This window comes from Streptomyces sp. NPDC053513, from assembly GCF_044544765.1.
Taxonomy (GTDB): Bacteria; Actinomycetota; Actinomycetes; order Streptomycetales; family Streptomycetaceae; genus Streptomyces; species Streptomyces litmocidini.
In genome coordinates this window covers 303,841-320,105 of sequence record NZ_JBITXP010000003.1, presented here as the reverse complement: position 1 = coordinate 320,105, position 16,265 = coordinate 303,841, and the positions used below count along the sequence as shown (strand labels likewise).

11 protein-coding genes are annotated in these 16,265 nt (G+C 74.1%); 6 read left to right on the top strand and 5 right to left on the bottom strand.

What is annotated here, in order from left to right; all coding sequences use genetic code 11:
• The first annotated feature begins 5 nt into the window (after positions 1-5).
• Positions 6-767 (top strand): enoyl-CoA hydratase-related protein, encoded by a 762-nt coding sequence (locus tag ACIGW4_RS07130; RefSeq protein WP_123458570.1) that lies wholly within the window; start codon positions 6-8, stop codon positions 765-767.
• Positions 768-819: 52 nt separating this feature from the next.
• Here ACIGW4_RS07130 and ACIGW4_RS07125 read toward each other — a convergent pair whose 3' ends face one another.
• The 4 genes from ACIGW4_RS07125 to ACIGW4_RS07110 form a co-directional block, all read right to left on the bottom strand.
• On the bottom strand, positions 820-2,277 hold the full coding sequence (locus ACIGW4_RS07125; protein ID WP_398710916.1) for a carboxylesterase/lipase family protein: 1,458 nt from the start codon (positions 2,275-2,277) through the stop codon (positions 820-822).
• On the bottom strand, positions 2,274-3,299 hold the full coding sequence (locus ACIGW4_RS07120; protein ID WP_398710917.1) for an alpha/beta hydrolase: 1,026 nt from the start codon (positions 3,297-3,299) through the stop codon (positions 2,274-2,276). The genes ACIGW4_RS07125 and ACIGW4_RS07120 overlap by 4 nt, the downstream gene beginning before the upstream one ends.
• A gap of 30 nt (positions 3,300-3,329) precedes the next feature.
• The gene (locus ACIGW4_RS07115) at positions 3,330-4,625 is read right to left on the bottom strand and encodes an esterase/lipase family protein (RefSeq protein ID WP_398710918.1); all 1,296 of its coding nucleotides are present in this window, start codon (positions 4,623-4,625) and stop codon (positions 3,330-3,332) included.
• A 320-nt stretch (positions 4,626-4,945) separates the two neighbouring features.
• Positions 4,946-5,731, bottom strand: a complete 786-nt coding sequence (locus ACIGW4_RS07110) for a TetR/AcrR family transcriptional regulator (RefSeq protein WP_359591995.1) — start codon at positions 5,729-5,731, stop codon at positions 4,946-4,948.
• A gap of 190 nt (positions 5,732-5,921) precedes the next feature.
• On the opposite strand from ACIGW4_RS07110, the gene ACIGW4_RS07105 reads away from it, so the two are divergent.
• The 5 genes from ACIGW4_RS07105 to ACIGW4_RS07085 are packed head-to-tail and all read left to right on the top strand — an operon-like array spanning position 5,922 to position 14,215.
• Positions 5,922-8,543, top strand: a complete 2,622-nt coding sequence (locus ACIGW4_RS07105) for a glycosyltransferase (protein WP_399578914.1) — start codon at positions 5,922-5,924, stop codon at positions 8,541-8,543.
• Positions 8,540-10,237: an ArnT family glycosyltransferase gene (locus tag ACIGW4_RS07100; RefSeq protein WP_398710920.1), complete on the top strand. Its 1,698-nt coding sequence runs from the start codon at positions 8,540-8,542 to the stop codon at positions 10,235-10,237. The genes ACIGW4_RS07105 and ACIGW4_RS07100 overlap by 4 nt, the downstream gene beginning before the upstream one ends.
• Positions 10,234-11,751, top strand: coding sequence for an alkaline phosphatase family protein (locus tag ACIGW4_RS07095; RefSeq protein ID WP_399578912.1), 1,518 nt, complete (start codon positions 10,234-10,236; stop codon positions 11,749-11,751). The genes ACIGW4_RS07100 and ACIGW4_RS07095 overlap by 4 nt, the downstream gene beginning before the upstream one ends.
• Positions 11,748-12,989, top strand: coding sequence for a hypothetical protein (locus tag ACIGW4_RS07090; RefSeq protein ID WP_399578910.1), 1,242 nt, complete (start codon positions 11,748-11,750; stop codon positions 12,987-12,989). The genes ACIGW4_RS07095 and ACIGW4_RS07090 overlap by 4 nt, the downstream gene beginning before the upstream one ends.
• Positions 12,986-14,215, top strand: a complete 1,230-nt coding sequence (locus tag ACIGW4_RS07085; RefSeq protein WP_399578908.1) for an endo-1,3-alpha-glucanase family glycosylhydrolase — start codon at positions 12,986-12,988, stop codon at positions 14,213-14,215. Before ACIGW4_RS07090 ends, ACIGW4_RS07085 begins: the two co-directional genes overlap by 4 nt.
• On the opposite strand, the gene ACIGW4_RS07080 is transcribed toward ACIGW4_RS07085, so the two are convergent.
• Positions 14,157-15,941: a fibronectin type III domain-containing protein gene (locus tag ACIGW4_RS07080; protein WP_399578906.1), complete on the bottom strand. Its 1,785-nt coding sequence runs from the start codon at positions 15,939-15,941 to the stop codon at positions 14,157-14,159. The genes ACIGW4_RS07085 and ACIGW4_RS07080 overlap by 59 nt on opposite strands.
• Positions 15,942-16,265: the final 324 nt, after the last annotated feature.

The window sequence follows — 16,265 nt, the reverse complement described above, 5'->3', positions numbered from 1 at the left end:
CCGGCATGACCGTCCGCACCGAGCGGGACGACGAGGTCGTCACGATCACCATCGACAGGGAACACAAGCTCAACGCCCTCGACCCTCCGACGATCGACGCGCTGCTCGCCGCACTGGACCGCGCCGAGTCCGACGACCGCGTCCGGGCCGTCGTCCTGACCGGCGCCGGACGCAGGGCGTTCAGCGCGGGGGCGGACATCCCGTTCCTGGCGGACAGCATCGCGGGCGGGCCCGAGCGCGCGCTGCGGGAGGTGGTCCGCCGGGGGCACGCGCTGACCCGGCGGATCGAGGAGCTCCCCAAGCCGGTGATCGTGGCAGTCAACGGCCTCGCGTACGGGGGAGGTTGCGAGCTCACCGAGGCCGCGCCGCTCGCGATCGCCGCCGAGCACGCGACCTTCGCCAAGCCCGAGATCTCCCTCGGCTTCCCGCCGCCCTTCGGCGGGTCCCAGCGGCTGCCGCGCCATGTCGGCCGCAAGCGCGGTCTGGAGATGATCCTGACCGGCGATCCGGTCCCGGCCGCCCGGGCCGCCGAGATCGGTCTCGTCAACCGCGTCGTGCCCGCCGGCGAACTCCTCGACGCGGCACGGGACCTGGCCGCGCGCGTCACCCGGCACGCCCCGACGGCGGTGGCGGCCTGCCTGCGCGCGGTCACCCGCGGGATCGGCCTGCCGATCGACGAGGGACTCGCCGTCGAGGCGGCCTGCTTCGCCGCCACCGTGCCCACGGAGGGCGTACGGACGGGCCTGCGGCGGTTCCTCGACCGCTAGGGCCCGTCCTGCCGACGGTTCCCTTCGGGTCCGGCCCGCCCGGCGCGTCCCCTCAGCGGACCCCCTCCCACAGCAGCCGTTCCTCCGCGCGCGGGTCGTCCACCGGAGTCGGCGCGGGCGTGGTGCCGAAGGTCATCGTCGTGCGGGAGTCCTTGTCGTACGCCTTCCAGCCGGGGCTGCCCGTCTTCGCGAAGGCGACCCACGCCCCGTGCACGGCGTCCGCGAGTTCCCGGGGCGGGTGGGCGCCGAGCAGCGGGGCGTACGAGGGGTCGTGGAGGCGGTCGAAGACGAAGGGCAGTTCCAGCGCGTGGCAGGCGCCGAGGGTGCCGTCGAACCGCGGGGAGCGCCAGGCGAACTCGTAGAGGTACGAGCCCGGGACGGCCTCGGCCAGGCGGACGGCCGGGATCCGGTAGAACCAGTCGGTGGCCACGGCGTCGAGGAGTTCGCCCGGCGTGGCGTCCGGGCGGGCGGCCCGGTAGACGGGGAGGGCCCCGGCCGGGTCGAGGCCGTAGGCCGCGGTCATGGCGCGGAGCGAGGACTCGGGGAAGACGTGGAGCCGTTCCGTCGGCACCAGGAAGAGGCGGTACTCCTCGCGGTTGCTGCCGATCATCAGGTCGACGCCGCAGTCCGGGCCGGGGAGGGCGAGGCCCGGCCGGACCGGCTCGAAGGGCATGATGTTGAGCGCCGCCTCGCCCCACCGCGCCGGGTCCGGGTCGGCGGTCACCTCCGCCCGCAACGCGGCCTGGGCCGGGAGGAGTTCCTCCATCGGGACGGCCTCGAAGGCCTCCGGGGTCGGTTCGATCCCCAGTTTCTCCGCGAGGCGGGCCGCGACCAGCCGGGCCGACGAGGGGCGCAGGAAGTGGTGGCAGGCTCCGCTCTGCAGGATCGCCCGGTGGAAGAGCCCGCGGGCCGCCTCGGTGGTCAGCAGGGTGCCGATGCTCATCGCGCCCGCCGACTCGCCGAAGACGGTCACCCGGTCCGGGTCGCCGCCGAAGGAGGCGATGTTCTCACAGACCCAGCGGAGCGCGGCGATCTGGTCGAGCAGGCCGCGGTCGTCGGGGCGGCCCGGGAGGTGCAGGAAGCCGTCGGCCCCCAGGCGGTAGTTGAGGGTGACGCAGACGACGCCGTCCCGGGCGAAGGCACTCCCGTCGTAGCCGGACGCCGAGCCGGACCCGTTGGTGAACGCGCCTCCGTGCAGCCACACCATCACCGGAAGGGCCGCGCCCGGCTCCGGGGCCGGGGTCCAGACGTTGAGGTTCAGGCAGTCGTCCCCGGGGACGGCGCTCTCCGGGATGAGGGTGTCGAAGGGCGGGGCGTAGGGAGCGTGCGGCGCCGTCGGCCCGTGGGCCGTGGCGTCGCGCACCCCCGTCCAGGGTTCCGGCGGGGCGGGCGCCCGGAAGCGCCGCGCGCCGAAGGGCGGAGCGGCGTACGGGATGCCGAGGAAGCGGGTCACCCCGTCGGGGGAGGTCCGGCCGCGGACCTCCCCCTGCCGGGTGCGGCACACCGTCATGCCGACAGGACCTCCGCCAGCGCCTTGCCGAACTCCTCGGGGCGTTCGAGGTGGACGGCGTGCCCGGCGTCCGCCACGGCGACCTCCCGGACCGTGCCGCCGGCCGCCGCGTAGCGGTCCAGGACGTGGCGCGTCTGCGCCAGCATCGGCTGCGCGGGGGTGCCGTCCCAGCCCGGCACCGCGCCGATCGCGCCCAGGTGCGCCAGGTCGAACATCGAGGTGTCCGAGACGATGATGTCGTCCTCGCCGCGTATCCACAGCACCGGTGGCTTGGGCTCGATCAGGTGCAGGTCGTCGACGCGGAAGTGGGTGGGGGCCATGCAGTTGAGGACGCCGCGCGTGCCGGGCGCGATCCCGGGCCAGGCGTCGGACGTGGTGCTGTCGCCGGGGTAGTGGTCGTCGCCGAGGCGCGTGGCCAGCATGGACTCGACGTACGCGTCCTCGTGCTCGGTGGTGAACGGCGGCTTGACGTAGCAGGTGGTGAGGACGGTGCGCGGCGAGGTCGGGGAGTCCGCGCCGCGGTCGCCCTCGGCGAGCCGCCGGACGAAGTCCGGGTTGGCCGTGCCGCCGCCCGAGCCCGCCCCGTCCGCGGAGTTGAGGGTGCCGTCCACGCCGTGGGTGCCGCCGAAGCCGTACGGGGAGACGGGGCTGACCAGGGTCGCGGAGCGGACGGCCTCCGGGTGGTCCCGGAGGTACTGCATGACCACGCCGCCGCCCATGGACCAGCCGACCAGGTGGGCCCGGTCGATGCCGAGGGCCGTGAGCAGTTCGGCGAGGTCGTCGGCGTAGTCCCGCAGGCCGCGCGTGGCGTCGACGGGCAGCGGGTCGGTGCCGCCGAAGCCGCGCAGGTCGACGGCGAAGGGGCGGTAGGGGGCCGGCAGCGTGGTCAGGGTGGAGTGCCAGAAGGCGGAGGAGGAGACGTTGCCGTGGACGAAGACGACGGCCTCGCCCTCGGTCCTGGCCTCGGTGATCTGCTGGGTGAGCCGGCCGGTGGCGACGCGGCGGGTGCGGAGCGTGGTCATGTCCTTCTGGTCCTTCGGTCCTCGGGTGCTTCAGGAGAGCCAGGTGGCGACCTGGGCGGCGACGGCGCTGTGCCAGCCCAGTTCGAGGTGGTTGGCGCCGGTGACGGTGGCCTTGCCGCCGACGGTGGGGATGCCGGTGGTGTCGAGCGCGCTGGAGACGAAGACGACGCCGTCACTGGGGCCGCGGTTCTCGTTGAAGATGCCGAGGACGTCGGCGGATCCGCCGGCCAGGAGGTAGGTGGTGACGGAGGCGGGGACTCCGGCGCCGTGCAGAGGGCCGATGAGCGATCCGGCGTCGATGGCGGCCTGGATGCCGCTGCCGGCGGTGGAGAAGCCCTGGCCGCCGTAGTAGGTCGTGTACCAGTCCTGGGCGGCGCCGTCGACTCCGTACACGCCGTCCCAGCGGGCCAGCATCTGGCGCTGCCCGGGGTAGTTGTCCTGGCCGCCGGCCGGGGTCATGGAGAACTCGGGGTGCGCGGTGTAGAGGCCGTAGCAGGTCATGTGGGAGTGCGGGGAGGGCGCGTTGATCTTTCCGCCGCACTCCGGCCAGATGGAGAAGTCGTGGGCCCAGCCGTGGGCGTACGGGTAGTCGTAGCCTCCGTTCGGGCCGCCGAGGGTGATCAGCCGGCGGACGTCGCCCGCGTACGGCCGCCCCCAGCTCGGCTTGAGGGACGACACGTACGCCCGGGTCGACATCTGGCCCTTGCTCCAGCCGACCAGGTCGACCTTGTCGACCCCCAGCTTCGCCTTGATGACGGCGATCGCGTCGCCGACGACCTGCGCCTGCATGAGGTTGTCGCCCTGCTTGTGCGCGAAGCCGACGGCGAACACGCGGTGGCCGCGTCCGGCGAGGTACTGCATGAGGCCGGTGGACGGGCAGGAGGCGGCGCCGCAGCCGTAGCCGCCCGATTCGCCGGGGTTGGCCCAGGCGCGGTCGGCGGTGTCGTTCGCCCCGTGCACGAGGAGGACGGGGGTGGTGCGGCCGCCGGTGTTCCAGCCGGGGGCCGAGTAGAGCAGGAACCGGCCGGAGTACGGCCGGGAGACGCCGCCGAAGTACGTGACGCGCTTGCCGTCCTGGTCACCGCGGCCGTCCGCCGGGTAGCCCTCGGTGCGGAAGCCTCCGGTCGTGTCGAGGTAGCGCTCGACCCGCTCCCAGCCGTTGGTGACGGTCCCGGCTCCGTAGCTCGCCTCCAGGGTGAGGTACGGGGGCGGGGTGGCGGCCGCGGCGGGCGGTCCGAGGAGGGCGGTCGCGACGACCCCCACCACCGCGATGACGCGGGCCGCGCGCAGTCGCCACGGCCGCCCCGGACTCCGTCTGTCGGCCATGTCCCGGCCTCCCCCGCTCGTGCGCCCTCGGCGCGCCCTCCCGGTACCCGTTCCGGCATCGGGAGCTGCACACGTTAGGCGTGCGGGGAGTCAGCGGGGCATGGAGCCGGGGCACACAAAGCGAGAGGGGAGTATGGCGTTCGTCCATACGGCCGTGGCACTCGTCCATACGGCCGTGGCACTCGTCCATACAGCCGTGGCGCTCGTCCATACAGCCGTGGCGCTCGCTTCTACGGCCGTGGCGCTCGCCTCTACGGTCCGTACGGCCCGTACCGCTCTACGACCACGGCGCTCGCCCCAAGGCCCATGCGCTCCAAGGCCTATGCGTCATCGGGCTCCGGCGCCTGGGCCGTGCGGGCGGCGGACGCGGCCAGTATGCCGTCGAGCAGTGCGTCGAGGCCGTCCGTCAGCTCCTGGTAGCCGCCCTTCTCGGCCAGCGCGGGCGCGGTCTCGCGCAGCCGGGGTAGCTCGCGGGCCGGCATCAGGTGCAGCCCCAGGCGGAACGCCGGGTCGGGTTCGTCGGGGTTCTCGACCATGGCCCGCAGGTCGCTGAAGATGTAGCCGAGGACCCACCCGGTGACCGCCCGGTAGGCGGTGACGACCCCCTGCTCGTCGAGCCCGGCCCGGTCCAGGAGGGCCAGCACCCGCTCGTGGGCCTGCAGCACCGCGAGGGGGCGGCGGGCCAGCGGGACGGCCAGCAGGCGCGTGGCGAGCAGCGGCACGACGTGCGGGTGGGCGAGGGAGATCCGGTAGAGGGCGCAGGCGCCGCGGAGGAGCTCGGCCCGCCATTCGGGCAGGTCGGCCGCCTGGCCGAGGGGGGCGGGTTCCTCGCGGGCGAGATCCTCGGCCAGCTCGGTGTAGAGCTGCTCGACCAGCCCGTCCAGGAGCGCGTCCTTGCTGGGGGCGTAGCGGTACAGCGCCATCGCCTCGACGTCGAGCTCGGCGGCGACCCGGCGCATGCTCAGGGCGGACAGGCCCTCGTGGTCCACCACGTCGAGGGCCGCGGCGAGGACGCGTTCACGACTCAGTCGGCGGCGGCCGCGGCGGCGCTCGGTGGGGTGGCCGATGTCCACCTTCCGGCGCTCCGGCTGGGTGCTGCTGACCATGGCATGCCTCCGGGCTCGAGGTCGCCGCTGCGACTCCTCTCGACTATATCCGAATGATTCCCAACCCATACGTTTACTACGTAAGTGGACATCCGTTGACATCCAGGATAACGCGGGGCAATATGTATGTTTAAAACGTAGACGTACAGCGACAGCACAGCTGCCCCTTCCCCCGCTGGAGGCCGCTGACATGGACGGCACCCGCATCCCCCGCCCCGAGTGCGCCGAGCTGAACGACCCGCGTCCGCTCGTCCGGCCCCGCCTGACCCTGGTCGTTCCGACGCGCAACGAACGCGAATCCGTCCCCCTGCTGCTGCGCGCCCTGGAACCGGCCTTCGGCGAGTTGCCCGTCGAGATCCTGTTCGTCGACGACAGCGATGACGACACACCGGCGACGGCCGCGCGGCACGCCCCGGACTGCCGGCTGCCGGTCCGCATGATCCACCGTGAGGGCGGCGCCCGCGAAGGCGGCCTGGCGGGGGCCGTCCTCGCGGGCGCACGCCAGGCCCGGGGCGAATGGGCCCTGGTCATGGACGCCGACCTCCAGCACCCGCCGGAGGCGGCCGCCGTGCTCGCCCGCACCGCCCTGGGACACGACGTCGACATCGTGGTCGGCACCCGCTACGCGGGATCCGGATCAACCGGTGACGGGCTCGACGGCCCGGTGCGCCGGTTCGTCTCCCGCGGCAGCACGCTCCTCACCAAGGCGGCCTTCCCCCACCGGCTGGCCGGCGTCAGCGACCCCATGAGCGGGCTCTTCGCCTTCCGCACCGCCGCGATCGACATGAACCGGCTCAGCCCCCTCGGCTTCAAGGTGCTGCTCGAACTGCTCGTCCGGCACCCCGGCGCACGCGTCGCCGAGGTCGCCTACCGCTTCGCGCCCCGCGCGGCCGGCACCTCCAAGGCCTCGCTGCGCGAGGGTCTGCGGTTCCTGCGCCACCTGGCCCGGCTGCGCCGGCCCGCCCCCGCCGCGCACCGCGCCGACGGGGGCCCCCACTCCTCGACCGGCCGCCGCGACCTCGGCGCGACCGCGCGGTTCCTGGCCTTCGGGCTCGTCGGGCTCAGCGGCATCGCCGTCAACACCGCCGCCCTGTGGTTCTTCCACTCCGTCGTGGGACTCCAGCACCTCCTCGGCGCCACGCTCGCCACCCAGGTGTCGTCGCTGTGGAACTTCGCCCTCCTGGAGACGCTCGTCTACCGCGGCGGCCGGGGCGGCGACAAGCGCGCGGTCCTCGTCCGCGGCATCGCCTTCCTCGCCCTGAACAACCTGCTGCTGCTCGGCCGGCTGCCCCTCCTCCAATGGCTGGTCGACTCCGGCATCGGACTGCTCACCGCCAACGTCCTCAGCCTCGTCGCGCTCTTCGTGGCCCGGTTCCTCTTCAGCGACCTGCTCATCTACCGCGGCCGCCGTGACGACGGAGCCCGCCGCGACCCCGTGCGCGTGCTCGTCGCCCCCGGCTCCGTACCGCCCGGCACCACGGCGCCCGCCCCCGCCGCGCCCGCCCCCGCCGGCCCCGCGGCCGCCCCGGGCCGGCACCCCAAGCGCCCCCGGTACCTGACCTACCGTTACGACATCGCCGGCACCGTCACCATCGGCTCCCAGATCCGCCTGCCCGAGCTGGAGTTCTTCCGCGCCCAGTGGGTGCCGCCCGACGCCTGCGACATCACCGTCCGCGTCGGCGACGTGGGCCGCCGCCTCCCCCGCCACCGCGCGGTCATGACCGAGATCCCCGGCCGCGGCGGACCGCAGCCCACCACCGTGCAGTACGAGGAGCAGCTCGGCCGGCTCGGCGCCAACTTCCGCGTCGACATCGGCGACCCCATCGACGTCCTCGTCAGCCCGCTGCTCGCCCGCTCCCCGCACGTCGTCTACACCAACGTCCTGGAAGCGCTGCTGCGCTTCGTGCTCGTCGCCCGCGGCCGGATGCTGCTGCACTCCGCCACCGTCGAGCTGGGCGGCACCGGCGTGATGCTCTCCGCGCTCACCGACACCGGCAAGACGTCCACCGTCCTGCGTCTCCTCAGCGAGCACGGCGGACGGTTCCTGTCCGACGACATGACCGTCGTCGACGCCACCGGGAACGCCCTCTGCTTCCCCAAGCCGCTCACCATCAGCGCGCACACCCTGCACGCCGTGCGCTCCGACGACCTGACCCCCCACGAGTGGCGACGGCTGCAGCGGCAGAGCCGCCTGCACTCCAAGGAAGGCCGCTCCTTCGCCTTCACCCTGGCCCGCCACAACCTGCCCATCATGGGCGTCAACGCGGTCACGCAGATCCTCGTGCCCCCGCCGAAGTACGCCGTCGACCGGCTCGTGGCCTGCCGACTGAGCAGCGCCGTCAAGGTGACCGAACTGTTCGTCATCGAGCGCGGCACGCCCCGCCTGAGCGAGCTCGGCCACGACGAGACCGTCGAACGACTGCTCGTCAACACCGAGGACGCCTACGGCTTCCCGCCGTTCCGGTACTTCGCCCCCGCCATCACCGTCGACGGCCTCGACCACGCCCGGCTGCGCAGCCGCGAACGGGACGTCCTGTCCGGCTTCCTCTCCGGCGTGCGCACCCGCGTCCTGGCCTCCGACCGCTTCGGCTGGGCCGACGAGATACCGCGGCTGCTCGACGCGGACCGGCCGGCGGTCAACGGCCGCCCGGCACCCCTGGTCGACGGGCACCCGTGGCCGCACTGGATGCCGGAGGCACCGGAGGGCGAACCGCCCCTGCCCGTGCGCTCCGGCGCCCTGCCCCCGCACCCCGCCCTGCGCACCGACTCCGGCACCTCCCACGAGAGCGAGTCCGGCGGGAGGACGCCATGACCCGTCCCGTCTACTCCACCGCGGGCACGACGGCCGCCCCCGGCACCGACGCCCGCCCGCGGGCCACCGGCGGCCCCCCGGGGACGGCCGGTGACCCGGCCCGCGAGGACCTCCGCGGCGCCCGGCGGCGGCGCGCCGCCCACTGGGCACTGCGGAGCGCCCTGCCGCTCACGGCCGTCCTCGTCCTGGCCGGCTTCCTGCGGTTCTGGCAGCTCACCTCGACCGGCTTCAACAGCGACGAGGCCGTCTACACCGGCACCGCCGCCTCCCTCGCCGGCGACCCCGGCATGCAGACGGTGTTCCCCGTCTTCCGCGCCCACCCCGTGCTGTTCACCGGCCTGCTGTCGCTCTTCCTGCGCGGCGGCGCCGACGACTTCACCGCCCGCGCGGTCGCCTCCGCCATCGGCGTGCTGACCGTCGCCGCCACGTACCTGCTGGCCCGGAGGCTCTACGGCCGGGCCGCGGGGCTCGCCGCGGCGCTGCTGCTCGCCGTCATGCCGTACCACGTGGTGGTGACCCGTCAGGTGCTGCTCGACGGGCTGATGACGCTGTGCGCCACGGTGGCGCTGTACTGCGTCGTACGGTACGTGCAGAGCGGTTCGGACAGCCTGGCCTGGCTGATCGGGGCCGCGGGGGCGCTGGGAGCGGCCACGCTCTCCAAGGAGACGGCGCTGATCCTCGTCTGCGGCCTGTACGTCTTCTTCGTGCTCAGCCGTTCGGTGCGGATGCGGTTGCGGCACGCCGTCCTCGCCACCGGCGTCCTCTGCCTCGTCGTCGCCGCCTTCCCGCTCGCGACGTCACTCGCGGGCCATCGCGCCACCGGGCAGAACTACCTGCAGTGGCAGCTGCTGCGGCGCGCCAACCACTCGATGGGGTTCTACGCCGTCACGGTGCCGCAGGCCGTCGGCTGGGCCACCCTCGTGGCCGCCGCGGCCGGACTGGTCCTGCTGCGCCGCCGCACGGGCTGGCGCGAGGGCCTGCTGCTGTGCTGGATCGCCGCGCCCGTGCTGTACTTCACCCTGTGGCCCGTCAAGGGCTTCCCCTATCTGCTGCCGATCGCGCCGCCGCTCGCCGTGCTGGCCGGCCGCGCGCTGAGCGCCCTCGCCGAACTCCGGCCGCGGCCCGGACGGCTCCGGTCCGGCCGACTGCGGCGCGGCCGGCTGCGGCTGCGGCCCGGCGTGCTGTCCGCCGCCGGCGCCGTCCTCGTCGCGCTCGCCGTGGCGGCGTCCCTCGCCCTGTCCTCCGCGACCCGCATCACCGCCGCCCCGAACGGCTCCTTCCTCGCCGGTTCCGGCGGCCTGCCGGGCGGCCGCGAGGCGGGCCGGTGGGTGCACGACCACGTGCCCGCCGGGGCGCAGCTGCTCGCCGCCGGTCCCTCGACCGCGAACGTCCTCCAGTTCTACGGGGGCAAGTCCGTCTCGGCGCTGTCGGTGAGCGTCAACCGGCTCCACCGCAACCCGTCGTACACGCCGGTGCCCAACCCCGACCGCTCCCTGCGCGACGGCGAGTTCCAGTACCTCGTCTGGGACTCCTACACCGCCCACCGCGCCCCGTTCTACGGCGAGAAGATCCGGCAGCTGGTCGCGAAGTACCACGGCACCGCCGTCTACACCTCCGCCCTGCGGGTCCCCACGTCCTCCGCCGACCCGACGCCCACTCCGGTCTTCGTCATCTACCAGGTGCGTGTGTCATGAAGTCGCCGACCGTCCGTCTGCTGGCAGCGCTGGCCGGCGCGGCCCTGCTGCTCGGCCCCACCACGGCCACGGCCGCCACCGACCCCGATCCGGGCTCCGGCACGGCCGCCGAGCACCGCGCGACCACCCCCGTCCAGCACTTCGTCTACCTGATGCAGGGCCCCCGCACCTTCGACAACTACTTCGGCACGTACCCCGGAGCCGACGGGATCCCCGCCGGAGCCTGCCAGCCGCGCACCGTCGACGGCCCCGCCGCCGACTGCGTGCGGCCGTACGCCCTGCACGACAAGGCCCCCGCCCCGCTCTCCCCCAGCCGGAGCATCATCGCCGCGCAGGTGAACGGCGGGCGGATGGACGGCTTCGTCTCCGCGTACACCCGCCAGGGCCGGGACGGCACGCCCGTCATGGGCCACTACGACGCCCGGGACCTGCCCTTCTCCTGGGCCGCCGCCGACCGCTACGTGCTCTTCGACAGGTTCTTCTCCGCCGTCCCGTACGGCACCGCCGCCGAACGCTCCTACTGGGTCTCGGGAGCCGCCCCGACGGCCGCGGGCGACCGCCCCACCGTCTTCGACCGGCTCCAGCAGGCCGGGGTCAGCTGGAAGTTCTACGTCCAGGACTACCGGCCCGACGAGAACGTCCGGACGCCCGGCTCCACCCAGCAGGTGCGCGTCCCGCTCCTCGGACACGCCCGCTTCCTGGACGACCCCGCCCTCGCCTCGCACATCGTGGACCTGGACCAGTACTACCGCGACCTCGAGAACGGCACCCTGCCGTCGGTGGCGTACATCTCGAGTTCCGGCGCGTCCGAGACCTCCGCGCGGTCCGTCCCGGCCGGCCAGAAGCTCATCCGCTCGCTGGCCACCCAGCTCGCCCTCAGCCGCTACTGGGACAGCTCGGCGCTGCTGTGGAGCTACGACGGCTCCGGCGGCTGGTACGACCACGTGGCCCCGCCCGCCGCCGCCGACGGCCCGCGCGGCCTGCGCGTGCCGGCCGTCCTGATCAGCGCCTACGCGCGGGCCGGGCACGTCGACCACCAGGTGCTCGACTCCTCGTCGGCGCTGCGCTTCATCCAGGACAACTGGAACCTGGAACCGCTCGGCGGACGGGTCGCCTCCGCCACCGGCCTCGCCGCCGCCTTCGACTTCTCCGCCGCGCCACGGCCCCCCGAGGTGCTCGCCGTCCCCACCGCCCGGCCCGCCGTGCGGCCGGTGAACTCGGCCCTCGTGTACGGGCTCTACGGCGGGGCGCTCGGCGCGGCCGCGATGCTCGTCGCCGGCACCGCCCTGCTCACCGCCCGCAGGCGCTCCACCTCCCCGACAGCTCCCGCGGGACCGGCGGGCCCTCCGGCTCCGGCGGGACCGTCGGCGGGACCGTCGGAAGCGGCAGGACCACCGGAAGCGGCAGGACCGTCAAGGTCGGCCGGACCGCCGGAAGCGGCAGGACTGTCGGCATCGGCAGGATCCTCGGAATCGACAGGGCCGTCCCGCGCACCGGAAGGGAGCCCACCGTGAACCACCGTGCCGCCCGCCGACACGCCGTCTCCCTCCTCGCCCTGCTCGCGGCCCTGCTCCTGGCCGTGGCCGGGCCGGCGGTCCAGGGCCACACCTCCGCCGGGAGCGCCCGCCAGGCCGCCGCGCCGCCCGTCACCGTCACCTTCCGCACGGTCCCGGCGGTGCCCGGCGTCCGGCTGGTCTTCGCCGGTGCCGCGCTCGTCACGGGCGCGGACGGCACCGTCTCGTACACCGGCGCCCGTACCGCGGCCCCCCAGTCGCTGCGGCTGCTCGACACCTCGATCGACACCCCTGACGCCCGCTACCGCTTCACCCGCTGGGCCGGTCAGCGCGACCCGGACCAGACGTTCCGGCCCCGTGTCGACGGGCTGCCGCTGCGCGCCGACTACACCGTCACGGCCGGGTTCACCGTGCAGTACCCGGTGACCGCCTCCTTCACCGACCAGCACGGCACGCCCCTGGACCGGTCCCTGATCTCCGCGGTGGAGGTCAGGGGCTCCGACGCCCGCGTCACCGACCTGTCCGTGACCGGCACCACCTGGCTGGACGGCGTCCAGCCCGTCTTCCGCGACAGCCGCCTCACGCCCGTCCCCGTCGACTACACCCTGCGCAGCCTCGTCTACGACGGCGCCCAGCTCGCCGACGCCGGGCGGCAGGGCTTCCGCCCCGGCACCGACCGGCACCTGACGTTCACCGGCAACTTCCACGACCTGACCGTCACCGCCCACGACGCGCTGTTCGGCTCCGCGACCGGCGACGAGGCCACCGTGACGGGCCCCGGCGGCAAGGTCCGGGCCGTGGCGCTCGGGCCGGACCACACCGCCGTCCTGACCCATCTGCCGCGCGGCCGGTACACCGTCGAGGTCAAGGCCGCCGGTGGCAGCACGAGCCCGCGCGAGATCCAGCTGTCCCAGGCGGTCACGGCCGACGTGACGGTGATCAGCCGGGCCGACGTGCTCCTCCTCGGCGGCGTCGCGCTGCTGCTGGTCGGGCTGCCGATCGCGGTCCGGCTGGGGCTCCGGCGCCGGGCCCGCCGCACCGCCGCGGGCCCGGGGCCCGACACCGGGGCCCGGCACGCCACGCCCGACACCGGAGCCCGACACGGGTCCGCCGGGCCGCGCGGTCCCGGAGCACCCGCGGAGAGCGCGCCGACGCAACGGTCCGAGCAGCCGGGGGAGGCAAGGGAGGCGGAGGAGACACCCACCAAGCCCTCACGGCCCGGAGCGACGGCCCGATGAGGCTCTTCTGGGCGCTGCTCGCCGCGCTCGCCCTGTGTCTGCCGGGCAGCGGTACGGGGCAGGTCGGCGCCCGGCCCGCCGGCGCACCCGCCGACGAGGTGCCCCGGCCGCCGCTGCTCGCCTACTACTACCAGTGGTTCAGCTCCGGTTCCTGGCAGCGGGCCAAGACCGACCTGCCGCTCGCCGGGGCCTACTCCAGCGACGACGCGCGGGTGATCGACCGCCAGATCGCCGAGGCGAAGGCCGCCGGCATCGACGGGTTCATCGTCGGGTGGAAGCACGGCACCGTGAACGACCGACGCCTTGCCAAGCTCGTCGCCGCCGCCGAGGCCCGGGACTTCAAGCTCGCCATGATCTACCAGAGCCTGGACTTCCACCGCCGTCCGCTGCCCGTCGCGCAGGTCGCCGCCGACTTCGTCCACTTCCGCGACCACTTCGCCGACAGCCCCGCCATGCTGCGCGTCGACGGCCGCCCGCTGACCGTGTGGAGCGGCACCTGGAGCTACTCCCACGACGACGTCGCCCGCGTCACCTCCCCGGTCCGCGGCGAACTGCGGGTCCTGGCCAGCGAGAAGAACGTCGCCGGTTACCGGAGGATCTCCGACGTCACCGACGGGAACGCCTACTACTGGTCCTCCGCCGACCCCGAGACCACCCCCGGCTACGCCGACAAGCTCATGGACATGGCGCGGGCCGTGCACGCCGACCACAAGATCTGGCTGGCTCCCTGTGCCCCCGGCTTCGACGCCCGGCTCGTCGGGGGCACCAGGCCCGTCCCCCGCCGGAACGGCGCGACCCTGGCCGCCGAGTACTCGGCCGCGCTCCGCTCCTCGCCGGACGCCATCGGGCTGATCAGCTGGAACGAGTTCTCCGAGAACACCCACGTCGAGCCCTCCCGCGACCACGGCGACCACTATCTGCAGGTGCTGCGCGACCTGCGCGGCGTCCCCGCGACCGTCCCGGCCGAGAACAGCACCGCCCCGTCCCGGAGCGCCCACCGCCGGTCCGTCCCCAAGTCGGGCACCCTCCCCGGCCTCTGGGCGTTCGTCGGCCTGGTCGCCCCGATGCTGCTGATCACCCCGCTCGCGGTGCGCCGCCTGCGCGCGGGACGGCCCGGGCCCGCCCCGGCCGGGCGGACCCGGGCCGGCACGGGCCCGGAACGGGCGGTCAGCAGGTCACCGGGACCGAGCTCCCGGCGGTGTTCCCGGCCAGATCGCGAGCCCTGACCTCGTAGGCGTACGAGGCCGGGCAGACGGCCGTCTTGTCGTTGAAGGTGCGCAGTTCCTGGGGGACCGTGGCCATGTACGTGCCGTCGCGGTACACGTCGTACGCCGCGACCTGCCGGTCGTCGGTGGCGGCGTCCCACGTCAGCTTCATGGTGGTGGAGCCGGTGCGGGTCACGGTCGACGAAGGGGGCGGGGTCGGCGCGGTGCCGTCGGCGGAGAAGTCGTAGGTCACCGGGTCGAAGGTGTTGCCGAGGGAGTCCGTCGGCGTCACCGTCAGCGTCGAGCCGTTGACCGACACCAGCAGGAAGTGGTGGACGTTGGCGTCGGAGGCGGGCCTCGGCACCGAGGAGGGGCAGCGCTGGCCCCTGTTGGAGCTGTAGGACCAGCCGAGGGCGTACGCGTCCGTCGGGGCGCAGCCGCGGCCGCCGACCGGGGTGAGCTTGGCGCCGCCGCCGCCGGTCACGTAGCTCGGCACGCCGCCGGGCGGGGCCACGTTGCGCTGGTAGATGTGGGCGTGGCCGTTGAAGACCAGGTTCACGCCGTTGTCGTGCAACAGCTGTTCCAGGGTGTCGGTGCTGCCCGGGTTGTTCTTCAGGTACTCGTCATCGGGCTCGGTCGCGTCGTCGGAGCGCAGCGGGAAGTGGAAGGCGGCCACCTTGACGCCGCCGGGGTGCGCGGCCAGGTCCTGCTGGAGCCACTGGTACTCGGCCGAGGTGGGCGTCCAGTGGGCCGCGGCGTCCACCTGGTAGACGGCGCAGTTGTCGGTGTCGTTGCAGTTGTTCCCGTCGGCGGTGCCGGTGTTGGTGTCGCTCCAGGACGTGTCGAGCACGTAGAACCGCACGCCGCCGCTGGTGAAGGCGTAGTACGTCGTGGGGTAGCTCGCCGGGGTGCTGCCGAAGAACGACGGGTAGCTCACCTGGGAGTAGACGCCGTTCGAGGCGGCGGTGACCGCGCTCTCCGGCCAGGTCAGCAGGAGGGTGGAGGTGCGGCCGTGGTTGCCGTTGAGGGCGAACATCGGGATGCGCTGGCCGGGCGCCGCGTAGTACTCCGGGGCGAAGACGCCGCTGATGTTGACGCCGGACTGCTGGAGGTCGCCGTAGTTGGTCGGGCTGCCGCTGGGGTAGGCCACGTCGCCGGTGGAGAGCGTGAAGCGGGCGCCGCTCGCGGCCAGCCGGGACAGCACGTTGGCCTGGTCCTGGTTGAGCGCGCCGCTGTTGACGCCGTTGCTGGTGGTGTCGCCCCAGTCGCCGAGCACGGCGAACGTGAAGGGCGCCGACGAGCCACCCGGCACCATCGTGGTGAACGAGGGCGAGGGGTTGGTGCCGAGCAGGTCGACGGGCGTGGCGTCCCCGGTGAAGACCCGGTAGCAGTACGGGGTGTCGGGGCTGAGGTTCGGCACGGTCACCGAGTTGCTGTACTCGGTGACGCCGTTGACGGTCATGGTGGTGCCGAGGGTGGCGGCGGTGGCCGTGTTGGCCGTGCAGTTGCCGAGCGGACCGTACCTCACGGTCTGCCGGCTGCGCGTGGTGGTCGCCCACGTCACCCGGACGGAGGTGGGCGTCAGGTCCGTCAGGTAGGGGGCCCGGGTGAGCACCGGGGAGGCGCCGGGCAGGTCGGCGCGGGCCGCGGCGGGCACGCCGAGGGCCGCCGACAGGGCGCCGAGCGTCACGGCGGCGCCGGCGAGGCGGAGGCCTCGGCGTCGTCCGGCGGATGCGAGCACAGGCATGGCACGGGTCCTTTCAGCCTCCGCCGCGGCCGGTCGAGGACGTCGGCCAGGAGGCGGGGGGCGGAGGCACCCTCGGGAACGTAAGGGCGGCCGGGGAGCCGTGAGGACCGGCGCGGCCGGACCGCGCTGTCCGAGCCGCCGCATTCACTCGGTCGAGGCCCGTGGTGTGGGCCGGTCGGGCGACAAGGCGTGTCCTTCCGTCTCGCCTCCCGCCCGGTACGGGAAGAAGGGAGAGGACCCATGCGCTCCCGCACCCGTGCCGGGGGTCGCCCGATCGCCGCCCCTTTTGGAGGCCCCCGTGCCGGCACGCGACTCCCAGGAAGC

Coding starts and splice junctions, on each gene's coding strand:
- ACIGW4_RS07110 (WP_359591995.1), bottom strand. CDS start 5,731: ATGGTCAGCAGCACCCAGCCGGAGCGCCGGAAGGTGGACATCGGCCAC.
- ACIGW4_RS07120 (WP_398710917.1), bottom strand. CDS start 3,299: ATGACCACGCTCCGCACCCGCCGCGTCGCCACCGGCCGGCTCACCCAG.
- ACIGW4_RS07095 (WP_399578912.1), top strand. CDS start 10,234: ATGAAGTCGCCGACCGTCCGTCTGCTGGCAGCGCTGGCCGGCGCGGCC.
- ACIGW4_RS07100 (WP_398710920.1), top strand. CDS start 8,540: ATGACCCGTCCCGTCTACTCCACCGCGGGCACGACGGCCGCCCCCGGC.
- ACIGW4_RS07085 (WP_399578908.1), top strand. CDS start 12,986: ATGAGGCTCTTCTGGGCGCTGCTCGCCGCGCTCGCCCTGTGTCTGCCG.
- ACIGW4_RS07115 (WP_398710918.1), bottom strand. CDS start 4,625: ATGGCCGACAGACGGAGTCCGGGGCGGCCGTGGCGACTGCGCGCGGCC.
- ACIGW4_RS07125 (WP_398710916.1), bottom strand. CDS start 2,277: ATGACGGTGTGCCGCACCCGGCAGGGGGAGGTCCGCGGCCGGACCTCC.
- ACIGW4_RS07130 (WP_123458570.1), top strand. CDS start 6: ATGACCGTCCGCACCGAGCGGGACGACGAGGTCGTCACGATCACCATC.
- ACIGW4_RS07080 (WP_399578906.1), bottom strand. CDS start 15,941: ATGCCTGTGCTCGCATCCGCCGGACGACGCCGAGGCCTCCGCCTCGCC.
- ACIGW4_RS07105 (WP_399578914.1), top strand. CDS start 5,922: ATGGACGGCACCCGCATCCCCCGCCCCGAGTGCGCCGAGCTGAACGAC.